This is a genomic window from Acinetobacter sp. ABJ_C1_1 (assembly GCF_044684115.1).
GTDB lineage: Bacteria > Pseudomonadota > Gammaproteobacteria > Pseudomonadales > Moraxellaceae > Acinetobacter > Acinetobacter nosocomialis_A.
In genome coordinates, this window is sequence record NZ_JBITPU010000008.1 from 145,745 (window position 1) to 162,449 (window position 16,705).

General features: G+C 37.6%; 9 protein-coding genes and 1 pseudogene. 4 read left to right on the forward strand and 6 right to left on the reverse strand.

The features are described from left to right. Positions 1-13: 13 nt before the first annotated feature. Together ACG59Z_RS11485 and ACG59Z_RS11490 are read right to left on the reverse strand one after the other, a co-directional pair. Positions 14-1,333 (reverse strand): MFS transporter, encoded by a 1,320-nt coding sequence (locus ACG59Z_RS11485; RefSeq protein WP_400199443.1) that lies wholly within the window; start codon positions 1,331-1,333, stop codon positions 14-16. Between the two features lie 76 nt (positions 1,334-1,409). Then, complete coding sequence (locus ACG59Z_RS11490) at positions 1,410-2,405, reverse strand: hydroxyacid dehydrogenase (RefSeq protein ID WP_396522936.1); 996 nt, start codon at positions 2,403-2,405, stop codon at positions 1,410-1,412. A 193-nt stretch (positions 2,406-2,598) separates the two neighbouring features. On the opposite strand from ACG59Z_RS11490, the gene ACG59Z_RS11495 reads away from it, so the two are divergent. The 3 genes and pseudogenes from ACG59Z_RS11495 (at position 2,599) to ACG59Z_RS11505 (ending at position 9,256) form a co-directional block, all read left to right on the forward strand. Then, positions 2,599-3,276, forward strand: a complete 678-nt coding sequence (locus ACG59Z_RS11495; protein WP_400199445.1) for an RraA family protein — start codon at positions 2,599-2,601, stop codon at positions 3,274-3,276. A gap of 156 nt (positions 3,277-3,432) precedes the next feature. After that, positions 3,433-4,701: pseudogene (locus tag ACG59Z_RS11500) on the forward strand (DcaP family trimeric outer membrane transporter). A gap of 199 nt (positions 4,702-4,900) precedes the next feature. Next, entirely contained in the window at positions 4,901-9,256 is a 4,356-nt protein-coding gene (locus tag ACG59Z_RS11505; protein ID WP_400199447.1) for an Ig-like domain-containing protein, read from the forward strand. Between the two features lie 77 nt (positions 9,257-9,333). Here the strand turns inward: ACG59Z_RS11505 and ACG59Z_RS11510 are convergent, their stop codons facing one another. Further along, entirely contained in the window at positions 9,334-10,422 is a 1,089-nt protein-coding gene (locus ACG59Z_RS11510; RefSeq protein ID WP_400199449.1) for an HlyD family secretion protein, read from the reverse strand. After that, complete coding sequence (locus ACG59Z_RS11515) at positions 10,419-11,996, reverse strand: MFS transporter (RefSeq protein ID WP_400199451.1); 1,578 nt, start codon at positions 11,994-11,996, stop codon at positions 10,419-10,421. Before ACG59Z_RS11515 ends, ACG59Z_RS11510 begins: the two co-directional genes overlap by 4 nt. 166 nt (positions 11,997-12,162) lie before the next feature. Between ACG59Z_RS11515 and ACG59Z_RS11520 the strand changes: the two genes are divergently transcribed. After that, complete coding sequence (locus ACG59Z_RS11520; RefSeq protein WP_400199452.1) at positions 12,163-12,795, forward strand: TetR/AcrR family transcriptional regulator; 633 nt, start codon at positions 12,163-12,165, stop codon at positions 12,793-12,795. A 64-nt stretch (positions 12,796-12,859) separates the two neighbouring features. Here the strand turns inward: ACG59Z_RS11520 and ACG59Z_RS11525 are convergent, their stop codons facing one another. Beyond that, positions 12,860-14,824, reverse strand: a complete 1,965-nt coding sequence (locus tag ACG59Z_RS11525; RefSeq protein WP_400199454.1) for a multicopper oxidase family protein — start codon at positions 14,822-14,824, stop codon at positions 12,860-12,862. Between the two features lie 40 nt (positions 14,825-14,864). Beyond that, entirely contained in the window at positions 14,865-16,412 is a 1,548-nt protein-coding gene (locus ACG59Z_RS11530; RefSeq protein WP_400199456.1) for a tyrosinase family protein, read from the reverse strand. Positions 16,413-16,705: the final 293 nt, after the last annotated feature.

Genomic DNA, 16,705 nt, shown 5'->3' on the forward strand with positions numbered 1-16,705 from the left:
TTATTTATGCTATTTACGAAGTACTTTGTGGTTGGTTAAACAAAACGGCTTTCTTTCTAGACATAATGAAAACCATGATAGCTGATACGAGATTTAAGGCTGCAAGTGGAAGTAAGGCGATAGCATGACTTCCTGTTGCATCATGAATTGCGCCATAGATATTCACCATCATGCCGCCACCAATCAGGTTAGCGCATGCACCAATGGCTGCTAGACCTGCCGCCGTTGTACTCGGTGACATCCATGAAGATGCCAAAGCCCAGAAAGGACCTTTTGCAGAATAAGCACCAATTAAAACGATACTGAGTAAAAAGATTGTGCCAATAAGTGAAGACGTGAACAAAGCAATTAACAAACCAATTGAGATCATCAATAGAGCGATTGCTGTGTGCCAAAGGCGTTCATTTTTACGATCTGAGCTGCGACCCCAAAGAATCATGGCAATAGAAGCGATGCCATAAGGAATTGCATTGACTAGACCAATTTCTACATTACTCAAACCGAATGATTTAATTAATTGTGGTGCCCAAACACTCATCGTACTACCAGCAGCAGAAGCACCCGAATAGATAATGATCATAGTCCAAATATATTTATTCTTTAAAAGTTGCCATAGTGAAATATGACCAATTGGCGTTTTTTGTTGGCGTTCAAACTGTAGTCTTTCAACTAACCAAGCTTTTTGCTCGCTATTGAGCCATTTTGCTTGTTCTGGTCGATCAGTGAGAACAAATAAACAAGCGATACCCAGTAAAACCGCAGGAATACCTTCTAAAATAAATAGCCAATGCCATCCACGCATGCCCATCCAGCCATCTAGTGATAATAAAAATCCTGATAATGGTGAACCTAGAAAGTTTGCACCTGGAATTGCCACCATAAATATTGCCACCATTCTGGCTCTATAATTGGCAGGTAACCAATAGGTTAAATATAAAATTACACCAGGGAAAAAACCTGCTTCGGCAGCACCGAGTAAGAACCGCATAATATATAACGATGTGGAGCTTTCAACGAATGCAGTTGCGGATGATATTACCCCCCACGTCACCATAATTCGGGCAATCCATACTTTTGCTCCAAATTTTTGCATGGCGAGGTTGCTGGGTACTTCAAATAGAAAATATGCAAAGAAAAATAAGCTACTGGCAAAACCAAAAGCAGTAGCTGTTAATCCAAGGTCTTCATTCATTTGTAATGAAGCCATACCAATATTGCCACGATCAATAATAGCGATGACATAACAAATCGTTAAAAAAGGCAGTAATCGCCACGCTACCTTGCGCATCGTTTCACGTTCAATCGCACTCGGTTGAGAGTATTCTGTAGACATAAAAAAAATCCTTTTTTATATTCAATATTTTAATTGTTCTTGCATCTAAAAGCTTAGAAACAATTGAGTTCCATGATTAACTATTGAGTAACTTCCAGTTAGCGATAGCTCGTGGGTTTAGTAGTTGACCATTCCAAATACTCACGATTTGTTCGAGTGCTAATAGACCGACACGATTACGTGAATCTGTTGTGTTTGCTCCTATGTGAGGAGTAACAACTAAGTTAGGTAATTCCCATAATGGATTATCTTTTTCTGGCGGTTCTGAAGGAAAAGTGTCCAGACCTGCACCAGCAATTTTATTATTTTTAAGTGCATCAACTAATGCAGCCTGATCAATTAATTCACCACGTGCTGTATTGATTAAGATGCTTGAGCGTTTCATCTTTTCAAATTGAGGGTAAGAAAATAAGTGTCTATTCTCTGCTGTAAGTGGGCAATGTAAGCTAATAATGTCACTGTTTTCTAAAAGTTTTTCAAAGTCTTGCTCTTGTTCTACATAATCTAGCTCTGGCAAATTTTGTAGAAACGGATCGTATACTTTTACTTTCATATTTAAGGGAGCGACTAACTTCATGAGTATGCTGCCGATTGCCCCTAAACCAATTAATCCCAGCGTTTTGCCATATAGCTCCACACCATTTGCACTTGCTTTATCCCAGTGACCTTCTCGGATCCGTTGGTCTAACCATGTGACTTGTCGAGCAACATTAAACATAAGGGCAAAAGCGTGTTCGGCAACAGATTGTGCATTTGCACCTACAGCAATAGTGACAGGAATTTTTCTTTCAGCAGCAGCCTGAGTGTCGATTGTGTCAAACCCAACGCCATGTTTTGCAATCACTTTTAAATTATCAGAAGCAAAAATCATATCCCTAGAAAGTTTGCCTGTTCGAACAATGATTGCATCAGGTTGTTCATCATGGATGAGTTTTTCCATTTCATCTTTTGCCATGTAGGGTTCAGTTGGAATCAACTGAATATCATGGGATTGAGCATACAGTAACGCATCTGAAGTTAATGTTGGTCCCGTGATAAGAACTTTACGTTTCATTTTTGGCTTGCACTCCATTTAAGTATTTTGAACAAAATACGTCCTTAGTGGTTTATATTATTAAAACGACATTTCAAAAAATTAGTCAATAGAAAAAATAATTTTAAAAATTGAGTAAATTTTAATTAAATTTAAATTAAAAATGAAATGACATTTCAAAAAAATGCTGTCATATTAATTTGCACAAGAAAACTGATGTAAGGGAAAAATTATGGCAATTGGTTTTAGAGTGCTAAAAAACGACAGAAAACTTGAGCAGAAATGGATTGAACAATATCGAGATCTACCAGTCGCTAATGTCAGTGACTCAATGAATCGAATGACTTCAGGTGGGGCTCAATTAAGACCAATGCATAAAAAGGGATATCTTTGTGGACCAGCCATTACAGTTAAGGCGCGTCCGGGTGACAACTTGATGTTGCACTACGCTATTGATATTGCCGAAGCGGGAGATGTTATTGTGGTTGATGCGGGTGGCGATCTAACCAATGCATTAATTGGAGAGATGATGGTTGCTTATGCCATTAAGAAAGGTATAGCCGGCATTGTTATTAATGGTGCTATTCGTGATTCGGTTGTAATTGGAGAGGGAGATTTTCCACTTTTTGCGGCAGGAGTTTCACATCGAGGACCTTATAAAGACGGACCGGGGGAAATTAATGTCCCTATCGCAATCAATGGAATGGTAATTGAACCGGGAGACTTGATTTTAGGGGATGAAGATGGGCTTTTAAGCGTGCCATATGCGGAAGTAGAAGAAGTTTATCTGAAAGCAAGCGCCAAACATGCCGCTGAACAAAAGCAATTAGAGCAAATCGCCGTAGGTGAAAATGACCGTAGCTGGGTGATTAACAGCTTAAAACAAAAGGGATGTGAATTACCGGAATAAGGTCATTCAAAAGTATTCAAGTTCGACGGGAACTAGCGAAGTCAATGAGTGAGCTTCGTTAGCCTATCTAAAGTTAATTCAATAATCATTATTTTACTGATTGAAAAATAGGAAATTTCAATTCGGTCTATGTGATTTCGTCTAAAGGAAAAGGACATGAAACATAAAGGGATTATTTATTTATCGCTATTAATGAGTATGACTTTGTAGCAAGCCAAAGCTGAAAGCGAAGATAACTCAGCGCTAAATGAAAAAATAATTAAATTACAACAGCAAATAGATTATCTGATGGAGCAGCAAAATTTAAATAAAAATAATGGATTGAAGAAAGCACCTGATTTGATTCAAAACAAAACATCAAACATCGAAAAGCCTGTTTCGACTGATCAGACTAAAATTAAATTTTATGGAAATATTCGTGTTGATGCTGCATATGATTTTGAAGGTTCAACCCGTTCAATTGCGAATAAGACAGGTTCAATACCATTAAACAATTCAAATTCAACAAGTAAATCATTAAATGTTTCTGCTGCGACTTCACGTGTAGGAGTGGATATCGTCAAGCCGACCTCGAAAGGAGATTTAGTTGGAAAGTTAGAAGCCGATTTCATGGGAAGTGGTGGAGATAATGGTAATGATTCGGTTCGGGTTAGACACGCTTATATTTCACTAGGAAATTGGTTGATTGGTCAGACGACTTCACCTTTTGTGAATAGTGATACAGCGCCAAGTTTGATTGATTTTACAGGTGCGATGGGTACGGGAACTCAGCGTAATATTCAAATCCGTTACCAACACGTTGTTGATGCCAAACAAAAGTTACTAGTCGCTTTGGAAGGCGGTGATGTTGAAAATAAAAATGTAGAAGGTGGAAGCCGTCTTCCTGCATTAACCATGCGATATGAATTTAAGAATCCAAATTTATTGGTTCAATTGCACGGCATGCTACATGAAAATCGAGCAATTTATAATGCGAATGAGGAGCAAACTAAACTTGCTTGGGGAGCTGGATTAGGCACGAAGTATAAGCTTTCTGAAAATGATGCGATTGTCTTCAATTACTACCATATAGCAGGTGATAACCGTTACATGCTGTATTCAAAAGATAATGATGCGTTCTACTTTGATCAAAATCAAATGTATTTAAGTGAATTTGATTCTGTCGAGTTAGGGTATATGCGTAAATGGAATGAAAATTTACGCTCTTCTTTGTCTGCTGGTAGTCTTGTCTATAAAGATTCAAATTTTTCAGAAAATAACCCTGATCAAAATAAAAGGCTAATCAATGCAAGCGTCAATTTATTTTGGACGCCTGTAGAGAAAGTCGATCTTGGTGTTGAGTACACCTACGGTAAGAGAGAAACTTTTTCAGATTTAGAAGGAAAGTTATCTCGAATCAACTTATTAGGTCGATATAGTTTTTAGGATAATCACAGCCACTTTAAAGAGTGGCTTTGTTTTTATGACGAAAACGTTAATGAAAATTATAATTAAGTTGCAATACTTGTGCTTCATGGGATTAATAGGAAAATTATATCAATTAATAAAATTAATATTATGAATTTTTATATATTTTATTATTTTTTGTGGTAAATTTTTTGCGCTATAAGAGGTCTTTAGAAAAATGCAAAATATATTTACTTTTATTAAAAATGGTCAAAAAATAACTTTAGACGCTAACTCAGTTAAAAGCGTTAAAGATATAGGCAATGGTGTTGAAATAACTCTTAAAAATGGCGAAATTATTCAAGCTGACTCATATAGTGTTACTTCAAATATTCCAGGGGTAGAACAAGTTTCTACTCAACAAGTAGAAAATAATTCTGAAGTTGATAAGGAAGTTGATAAAGGAGACATTTTAAAAGAAAAGAGCGTATTACATTCGCAAGGAATGTTATGGGGTGGTGCAGCAATCGCTCTTGGTGGTATTGCTGTTGCAGCATCAGGTGGAGGTAGTAGTGGTGATAGTCCAGCATCTGCTGATCATACTCCCCCATCAAGTTTAACTCACCTATTATCTCATGATGGTAAAACTGTAACTGGTCTAACCGAATCAGGAGCAACGGTTATAGTTGAAAATACAAGTGGGCAAGTGATTGGTTCCGCAAAAGCTGGTACAGATGGCACTTTTTCAATTAATTTAGATAAAGCCTATACGAATGGTGAAGTACTAAAAATTTCTGCTCAAGATGCTGCAGGTAACGGTACTGTTAAACAAGATTTTATTGCTCCTGATACGACAGTCCCATCAAGTTTGACTGTAGTAATTGATACTACGGGTAAGGTTATTACGGGTACAACCGAAGCGAATGCTAACGTTACAGTAAAAGATATAGCAGGAAAAGTGGTTGGTAGCGCTGTAGCAGATGCCACAGGTAAATACTTGATTACTTTAGATCAAGCTTATTTAAATGGTGAAAGCTTAAGTGTAACTGCATCGGACAAAGCAGGTAACACTACAGAACCTACAATACTTATTGCTCCTGATACGACAGCCCCATCAAGTTTAACTGTAGTAATTGATACTACGGGTAAAGTCATTACGGGTACAACCGAAGCGAATGCTAGCGTTACAGTAAAAGACATAGCAGGAAAAGTGGTTGGTAGCGCTGTAGCAGATGCCACAGGTAAATACTTGATTACTTTAGATCAAGCTTATTTAAATGGTGAAAGCTTAAGTGCAACTGCATCGGACAAAGTAGGTAACACTACAGAACCTACAATAATTATTGCTCCTGATACGACAGCCCCATCAAGTTTAACTGTAGCAATTGATACTACGGGTAAAGTCATTACGGGTACAACCGAAGCGAATGCTAGCGTTACAGTAAAAGACATAGCAGGAAAAGTGGTTGGTAGCGCTGTAGCAGATGCCACAGGTAAATACTTGGTTACTTTAGATCAAGCTTATTTAAATGGTGAAAGCTTAAGTGCAACTGCATCGGACAAAGCAGGTAACACTACAGAACCTACAATACTTATTGTTCCTGATACAACTGCACCTTCAAATTTAACTGCAAGCATGGACGCTTCAGGTAACGTGGTTACAGGCGTAACCGAGGCAGGTGCAAAGGTTACTGTAGAATACGTTACAGCGGTATATAAAGCAGCAACAGTTTTAGAAACACAGTCTGTTTTGAATGAGACAGTACAAGCAACAGATTTATCGAAGACATATTACTTCGACATTACAGGCACAAATGTACATGTTTCTTTAAATCTAAATTGGTCAACTGATCACAATTCTATAGGCTATCGCTCAATTCTTTCTGGTAATGGCTTAAATACAAGTATGTTTGGCCACATTTCTCAACCTGGTAATGGTAGTTACAATATCGATTTAGCGCACGACATTGAATTTACAACAGGACCATATTCTTTGACATTATATTATTCGAGTTCAATGTCTAGTTCTGTAAATGTAAATATAACTCAAGATATAATAGTAAATACTTTAGAAATAGATCACTATGATAAAAAAACTGTTGGAGTAACCACTGCTGATGCAGAAGGAAATTATTCTATTAGTTTAGATAAAACGTATACAAATGGTGAAAGTTTTAACGTAATAGCTTCTGATCAAACAGGAAATGTGACTCCACCAAAGAATATTATTGCGTTGGATACAACAGCCCCAACACTCGATACACCAATCATTACTGGTAATTTAGTAGAGGGCCAAACTGAACCGAATGCAACTGTAATAGTTAAAAATGCTACAGGTGACATTGTGGGAACGAGTTTAGCCAATGGATTAGGTGCTTATATTATAATTTTAAAGACAGCTTATCGGGACGGAGAGCTTTTAAAAGTAACTGCTATAGATGCTAAAGGTAATGTGAGTTCAGAAAAATTAGTAATTGCACCTGATACAACAGCACCAGTTCTTTCTAATTTATTTAGTTATGATAATGAGACAGGTAAAGTTGTTTTTAATGCACCAAGTGATAGTTATACCGTCGAACAAAATGTTAATGGTACTTGGATTCCGGTAAGTATTGAAGGAAAATTTGATTGGTTAAATGCAGAATATAGGGTAATTGCTACTGATCTGGCTGGTAATAGTTCGTATCCATTTACAACAGTAATCGCTATTGGATCAGGAACTTACAAGCCCATAAATCCAGTAGTTATCCAACTGATTAAAGGGTCTACTGGAGATGACTACCTATATGGTGGTGATGGAAACGACACATTAATATCGAATATAGGTTCTGATCATTTATACGGTGGTTCTGGTAATGACACGCTGATTTATGGCGGTAACTCTCCGAATGTATATACTGGATTAATTGGCGAAGCTGGAAATGACACATATATTGTGGATAAGAAATTACTAGGTTCAAATAGTTATGTTCATATCCTAGATAATATAAATGAACAAAATACACTTTACCTCAAATCAGTTTCACCCGATGAAATTATATTAAAGCAAGCCAGTACCGATAGAATTATTTCATTTAGTGATTCAACTGCCACCATTCATTTTGGAGAAGGGCAATTATCATCGATTGTATTTGATGATGGAACTACTTGGGATAAAGTGCAAATTGAAGCCAATATCGTTGGTAAATTATTAGGAACCAACGGAGAAGATCATTTACAGGCAGATGCTAATTATTCTGTAATTTATGGTCTAGATGGTAATGATACGATTCAGGGCGGAATTCAAGATGACTACTTGTATGGTGGTAGTGGAGACGACACATTAATATCGAATACAGGTTCTGATCATTTATACGGTGGTTCTGGTAATGACACGTTGATTTATGGCGGTAAATCTCCGAATGTATATACTGGATTAATTGGCGAAGCCGGTAATGACACATATATTGTGGATAAGAAATTACTAGGTTCAAATAGTTATGTTCATATCCTAGATAATATAAATGAACAAAATACACTTTACCTCAAATCAGTTTCACCTGGTGAAATTATATTAAAGCAAGCCAGTACCGACAGAATTATTTCATTTAATGATTCAACTGCCACCATTCATTTTGGAGAAGGGCAATTATCATCGATTGTATTTGATGATGGAACTACTTGGGATAAAGTGCAAATTGAAGCCAATATCGCCAGTAAATTATTAGGAACCAACGGAGAAGATCATTTACAGGCAGATGCTAATTATTCTGTAATTTATGGTCTAGATGGTAATGATACGATTCAGGGCGGAATCCAAGATGACTACTTGTATGGTGGTAGTGGAGACGACACATTAATATCGAATACAGGTTCTGATCATTTATACGGTGGTTCTGGTAATGATACGCTGATTTATGGTGGTAAATCTCCGAATGTATATACTGGATTAATTGGTGAAGCTGGTAATGACACATATATTGTGGATAAGAAATTACTAGGTTCAAATAGTTATGTTCATATCCTAGATAATATAAATGAACAAAATACACTTTACCTCAAATCAGTTTCACCTGATGAAATTATATTAAAGCAAGCCAGTACCGACAGAATTATTTCATTTAATGATTCAACTGCCACCATTCATTTTGGAGAAGGGCAATTATCATCGATTGTATTTGACGATGGAACTACTTGGGGTAAAGTGCAAATAGAACAACATATTGCTAAAACAGTAGTGGGTACGGTTGGTAATGATGTAATTGATATAACTACAGCCAACCAAACATATTCATATACTTTAAATGCAGGCGCAGACACTTTAATTTTCAAAGTTCTTGATAACAGTGATAATTTAGGTGGTAATAGTAATGGGGAGTGGACGGATTTTAATCTTGCAGAGAATGATAAACTTGATTTGTCACAATTGCTTATAAATAACAATGGAAACCTTCAAGAGTTTATAACGGTAAAAGATACGCAGGCTGGAGTAATTGTATCGGTAGATAGAGATGGCTCTAATCAATCCACCTATCATTCACAAGAATTAATTCTATTTACTGGTAAACACTATACATTAGAGGATTTAATGGCTTCAAATGCATTTATTCATTAAATAGTTGTGATCTAACATGTAGAAACTAAAAAGAGACCATTTAAGGTCTCTTTTTTAATTACGCCACAATCTCAAATTTACTTTTTAGTCGTATCTACAGAAACTACAACAGATAGACCAGGGCGCAACAACTTAATATCCGGTTGATTTTCAATGAGCTTGATTCTTAAAGGTAGACGCTGAACGATCTTGGTAAAGTTACCTGTCGCATTCGTTGCTGAAATTGGCGAGAAAAATGCGCCAGTAGAAGGAGAGAAACTATCTACTACACCTTTTAACTCAACATTATAAGCATCGACATACACAGTGACAGGCTGTCCAATTTTTATTTGTTTTAACTCAATTTCACGGAAGTTTGCTTCTACATAAACCTGATCTAAAGGTACAACCACCATGAGTGGATTACCTGCGCCAATAAAGTTGCCTACATTTGCAGACTTTTGCCCAATCATGCCATCAATAGGCGCTCGAACTTCTGTATAGCTCAGATTCAGTTTTGCTTTATCAAGTGCCGCTTGGGCTTGTTTCAAAGCAGCTTGTTTAGCTTGAACCTGAATTTTATATTGGTTGAGCTGATACTGCGCATCAGTGACTTTTTCTTTACTGCTGTCTAAGTCCGCATATTGCTCGGTTAACGTAGTTTTTGACTGCTGCGTAATCAATCTAGACTCTGCACCGAGTGCCTGTAACTGCTCATAACGCGCGGTATTATCTTTGGTAAGTTTAATTCCGGCTTCAACTTTTCTAAGCTGTGCTTCAGTTTCTCGAATAACAGTGGGTTGTCTTTCTACCGCTAGCATTGCTTCATTTAGGTCGGCTTGCGCTTTGGCATAATTAGATTCTGCTTCAGCCAAAGCGGCTTGATAATCGCGTGGGTCAATACGCGCCAAAAGCTGGCCTTTTTTTACAGTCTGGTGGTCTTTAATATAAATTTCTTCGATATTGCCCGACACTTTAGGGGCAATGGTTGAGTACTCGACATCCACCCGTGCATCGTCAGTTTTAACTACTGAAGACGGTAAAAATATGAGTTTTAAAATCCATAAAATGGAAACTAGAACGATAATAAATGCAATAACCATAACCCAGTGTTTTTTAAGATATTGCACTTTTGTTAACTTGGGTGACTCGGTCGTGGAGTGATCTTGGGCTTCGAGAGTACTCATAAAGATTTTCCTGAGTTATGACTATTCATTAACTTAATGAGAGCAATGCGTGGTGGATAAGTTCTAACGGGTAAAATCAGCATAACGATAAATAAAATTGCGGTAAGACCAGCTAAAATCAGATATTGGTCACTAATGACCAGCACAGATTGTTGTGCCTGAATAGCAGAATTTAAGGCAGATAAACCGCCTGAAACACGCTCGGTACCATTTGCGGTAAGCACAGGCGGGGTAAGTGGGTTAATCACAGGGCCTTGAATATTTTGAAAAACATGTTGGGCAGTATTTTCAATAAGACGTGTTGAATGGTATTCACCACGTACTCGATTGACCCAATCCAATATGCACACACCCAGTACACCGCTAATAGCACGCGGAGTATTAATCATTGGTGAGGCGTAAATTCCCATAGTAGGATGGACACTGTTTGTACCCATCATGAGCAATGACAGCACCACACAGGTTTGGCCTAAACATGAAATGGCATGCCAAAAATAGAATTGGTCTTGGTTCCAAGTGGTATCGAGTTGGCTTGCACCTAAGCAGCCAGCCATCACCAGAAGTAAACCAAACCCATGTACATAACGGCTGTCGACCCAAGCTTGGTTTAAAACCTTAATGACAATTGGAATATAGATAAATTGCAGAGCCGCTATTTGTAAACCAATCCACATGGTTTGAGTTGGCTTATAACCATGTACAGCGCTTAAGTAATTGAGTGGTAATGTACTGGTTGACATGCCAATAATTACAAAGCAAAACAGGGCAATAACAGCGTAAGCAAAGTTTCGTATTTCGAGCATTTGCGGTTTAATTAATGGCGTTGGATAGCGCCATTCATGTATTAAAAATAAAGGTAGGGTAATGGCACTGATTAAAGCCAAAACACAAATCAATTTTGAATGGAACCAGTCTAAATGATTGCCATGTAAAAGCATGGTACTTAAGCTTCCCAAGCCAATAATGGCTAGAATTGCGCCAGTCCAATCGTAAGTTTTTATTCTTGAATAATTTGGTGGATCTTGAGGAATACCAAAGTAAACCAGCGCAGCACTTAATGCACAAAAAGGAATGGTCTGGAAAAATATCATTTTCCAACCAATCACATCTAAATAAAAAGCAGAGAGTGCAGCACTTAAGTTGGGAAAGAACGTTGCTGTTAGTGCATAGCAGGCCAAACCCCATAAACGGATTTCTGGGCCTAGAAATCTAAGTGCACAGGCCATGAGTAAAGGAATGGTTAAACCATTGGCGAGACCTTGTAAGCCGCGTAATAAATAAAATATTTCAATGTTGGGACTAAAAGGAATTAAAACGCTAGAGACGAGGCAAAGTCCGATGGCAAAAAGAAGTACTCTACGCATGGAAAAAATAACGGCCCAACTGGTAGACAGAATCATTCCAATAATCATGGTACTAGCATAAATGCTGCTGACCCAATAACCGGCGTCGACACTAATGCCCATTGCACCGCGAATATCGACCAAGGTGATGCTGGTAATTCGGTTATTAAATTCGACGGTCATTGCTGCAAATATTGCACCCGCCAAACCGATGAGTGGTCGTATATTCATCTTTTACCTTAAATTTTAAAATGAACTCGTTGCATAGAGCAGTTATTGAGCTCAACTGTACCGATCGGTACTCTACTATCTTATTAAATTTACGTCAATTCTCGATTTTGAACTTTTCGATGAGTTACACTAATCATGAAATTGCTAAATATGTTTGTAGGTTCGTATGTCAGATTGCATTAAAGCCAATGAGAAAGATCAAAAAATTCTGGATGCAGCAACAAAGTTTTTTCTGATCCACGGTTTTAGTGGCACAACAACGGATATGATTCAAAAAGAAGCAGGTGTTTCAAAAGCCACCATGTACGGTTGTTTTAAAAATAAAGAAGCAATGTTTGCTGCGGTTATTGAACGTCAATGTTCCAACATGCAAAAACAAATTATGTCGGTCGAGACAAAAGCTAAAAATTTACGTTCAGCTTTAACTGAAATTGGGAAAACCTATCTGTGTTTTATTTTGTCGCATTCAGGTTTGGCATTTTTTAGGGTTTGTATTGCAGAAGCAGTAAGGTTTCCTGAGTTATCTGAAAAGTTCTTTGAAGTGGGGCCACAACGGCTGGCAAATATGATTGCGGGTTATCTTGATAAATTTGTGCAACAAGGAGAAATTAAATTAACCTCTTCTTCGGAAGTTGCAGCGAATATCTTTTTATCACTGTTAAGAAGTGATGCTCATCTAAAATGTTTAACTCATCCTGAATATTTAATATCAGACCAACAAATTAGTGTTTGGGTTGAATATGCTGTCGATTTATTTTTAAAACATATCAATTATCAAGAAAATAAGAGCTCTACATAAAACTGATAAAGCTAAGACCGCGCGAAGCGGCCTTTTCATTAGGTCTAAAGATAAAATCTTAGGATTAATGATGTCCTTGTGAGATGCCACCATTTCCATCTGGAAGGCTAATCCGAATATTTTGCATCATGCCTTGATCTTCATGATCTAAAATATGACAGTGCAATACAAAGTCACCGATGTAGCGTTCGTACTTGGTTCTGACAACGACTTTATAACTGGCTCCTTTTACATTTTTAACCCAAATGGTGTCTTTCCATGTACCTTTGAGACCACGGTATTGTGGATCAGGTGTAGTCGATTTGTCGTAGTCATCAACGGCGTTGATATCACTGACATCTTTTCCATTAGGGTCATACACGGCTACGACCTGAAAAGGATTTACGTGAATGTGGAAAGGATGGCTGGCCAATTTAGAGGTAAGTATCCATTCATCGGTTTTACCTAACTCGAGTGTACGGTCAATTCGGTCTGGTTGATACGGTTTTCCATTGACCTGAAACTGAACTGGATCAGCATTTGTATCAATATTAAATTCTAAAAATTGTTTATACGGTGTAGCTAGTAAGTCCTGATGAGGAACAAAATGACTAAATTTTAGATTTTGTTGTAAATCTTGAAGTACCGCGGGAAGCATATCTGGCGCAATATTTTGTTTTGCATTATTGCTTAACGCCATTGTTAAAGACTGAGGTGCTGAAGTGGCTTTATCGACTTGAATAATGCCCAGTAAATGTCTCTCTGAAAATGCACGGTCCACGTTAGCAGAAGCGGAAGCTGCTTCATCAATTAAGCAATAACGGCCTTCTTGCGGGAATTGCATTAATGCATCATAACGGTAACCCGGTTGAAAAACGGTGACTGTTTTGTCCATAACCTGTTTAAGGGTTAAGCCATCTGCTGCAATAAGATGCTGACTTACAATTGGTCCTGTACAGCTTTCGCTTAATAATTTCTTTTCCCCCGTTGGTGTTAAATCGAGTCGGGAAGGAATATTTTGCATTTGGCGAATACTCAGGTTAATACTGTCGCGTATACCTGCATGGACTATTCTCCAACGTTCGACTTGCCCAGCTACAGCTTGGGTAATGAAAGGTTGAACTTCACCATTAATGCTCGTATAGCGCCCTGATTTTCCCCATTCACCGGGGCCAAAGCCCTGATAATCTCTAATTTCACCAATTTGATTGTTTGGGCAAATATAGCTGCCATTGCTATCAGTTTCGATGTTTCCGTTAGCATCATAACAAGCATATTGAATTTGTTGGAAAACCAGCGTTCTTTCTTTAAAGCCATAGGTGAGTAAATCTAAATCACCTGTCTTATTTGGGGTAGGCTGACGATACCCACGTATAACTAAAGCACCGGCCATACCACTCGCGACTTGAATTGCGGTTGAACCATGTCGATGCGGATGATACCAAAACGTTCCGGCCGGATGGTCAGGCGGTATGTTGTATTCATATTGGAAATTAACGCCCGGATTAATCGAAACTAAAACGTTATCACTATTTCCCGCTGGATTAATCCATAAACCATGAGTGTGCATGTTCGTACCATCAAAACAATGTGGTTTATTCACATCAGTATGATCACTGGTACAGCTTAAGTCCTTAGCGGGTTTCTGGTGAGTAATTGGGTCTATATCAAGTTGATTATCTAAATTTGCCCGTACGGTTTCACCGGGAAAGACTTCAATGGTCGGTGCAATATACGGCGTATTGGGCTGCGTATCTGTGCCTTGGTAACTTCGTAAAATGACTGTGTCATAACTTTTTGTGGCTGGGTTCCAGAGTTTATTTTTAGTTTTTTTAAGTTCCCAAGTAAATAAGGCTTCATTTGAAGATTGCATTTGCGGTGCATTTGTTGATGCAGTCGTTGGGTTGGGTACGGCGAATAAAGCGACGTGTTTACGCGTAACATTCATATGGGGTGGGTCTTCTAGTACGCGTTCAGAAGAATCATTCGCCGACGCATATCCGGAAACCAAAGTTAGAGGCGTGCATAATATTAAATGAGTTATTTTCATAATGAATATAGGCCTGAAAAATCAGGCCTCTCCTTAATTATTATTTTGTAGTTTCTAAGCGAACTTGAGAAATACTCAAGCCTTGAGAGCTTACTTTTTCCTTCACTTGATCAAGTGTTAAATCAGTAGCAACAAACTGAACTTCTAAGTCCTCAGCAGCCATGCCTAATTGCTTAACTTGATCACTAACTTGATAGACCAATTGACCAATATGACCCGGATGTCCGCCGTGGTCATGGTCTAACACACCGAAGTAGTTAATTGTGGCAACATAAATTTTTTGGTCAGGTTTATTTTTTGGAGATAGATAAATCTTATAAGTTAGATTTGGATTACCAATCATTTGGACATTATCTAAGATCAAATAGGTTTGTCCTGATGAGAGCTTTGTTTGAGTAAGTTGACTTGAGTTCTCTAGGAAACTTGCAGTTTGAGGGGCTAAGGCTACTTTTTGAGTTACACCCATAAGCTTAATGCTTTTATTACTGCTGACTGGTTTATGATTCATTTTAAACAGGTTTGCTTTTTCAGCACCTTTACTACTCATGACAGTAGCTTCAACTTTACAAGCATTTTCATTGGTGTATCGCACTGGGATTTTACCGGGGGTAAATACATCAGCAATGGTCATGGTAACTTTGTTGCCGTTTTCATCTGCAAAGGTATATCGAGTGTCATACCAACTATCTGGCATACCTAAGTTTTTCTTAGCCCATTCAAGCGTAATCGGTTGCCCATTTGCTTTTTTATTTAGCCAGCATTGCCATAAGCGGTCGATATTTGCATGGTGCATATAAAATACGGGGTCTAAGCCTGCAATAGGTACAAATCCCATATCTGGTAGCACACAGTTTTTACCGACTGCACAGTGCATGACCCCATGGGGTTGAGACTGTAATTGGTTAGAGAAGTCTGTGAAGTTATCCCATTTAAATGCTTGAGCAGCGCTGGCATTATCTGGATCGATGGCGCTGATATTTGAATTTAAACCCGGTGTACGGAATTGGTCATATAAAGTACCAGCCTGTTTACCACGGACCAATTGAGGGAGTGCTAAGCCTTTACCATTAGCAGCTTTTTCTTGGTAATAGTCCCAATAAGGAAGAGAGTAATCTTGCCCAACATATTTACGTACTGTTCGCTCATAAAAATAAAGCATCATACGGTGCCAAGGTAAGAAATTTAGATTGCCATGTTGGCATGTACCCCAAACTTCATCGGTAAAGCCATCATTTGGGACTGGTGAATTTTGAATATGCTTATAGTAACTATCACATACTGCTTTACTATATATCTCTAAACACTGCGGCATACGGTATTGATTAACATAATAATCTTTGTCTGTTGCATGTGTACCTGTACCAAAATAGCCATGGGTATTGGCCCAGTAATTAAAGCTTGTACGAAACTCCGCTGATAAAAGGGGAGCATTATTATTTGCTCGCATTTTTTCCAAACCCTTTTGTAATGCGCTTACTTTGGCTGGATCTTTTGCAAACTCCGTGGCACTTATTCGTAGTGAGTCAGCATGTGTTGCTAAGCTCATACCACATAAAAGAGTACCTAAAATATAATAATTTCTCTTCATATTTTAAAAATCCTTGTAGTGTTTAATATTCTTATAGTTGGTAAGTTGTTTGTAATGTATAGAATTTCCATTTTTATGGGTAATTCTTGAAATTAATTTATCATACAAAATAGTTCGTATTAAACATTTAAATTCAATATTAATTATTGAATAACTTAATTTTAAAACTTGTAATTTTTTAGTAAAACTTAATTAATTTAAAGTAATTAAATTATTGTTTTTATTGATTATTTAATTATTTTTTAATGAGTTTTTAAATAAGATTAATTATATTTTTTAGTAATGTGTTGTGT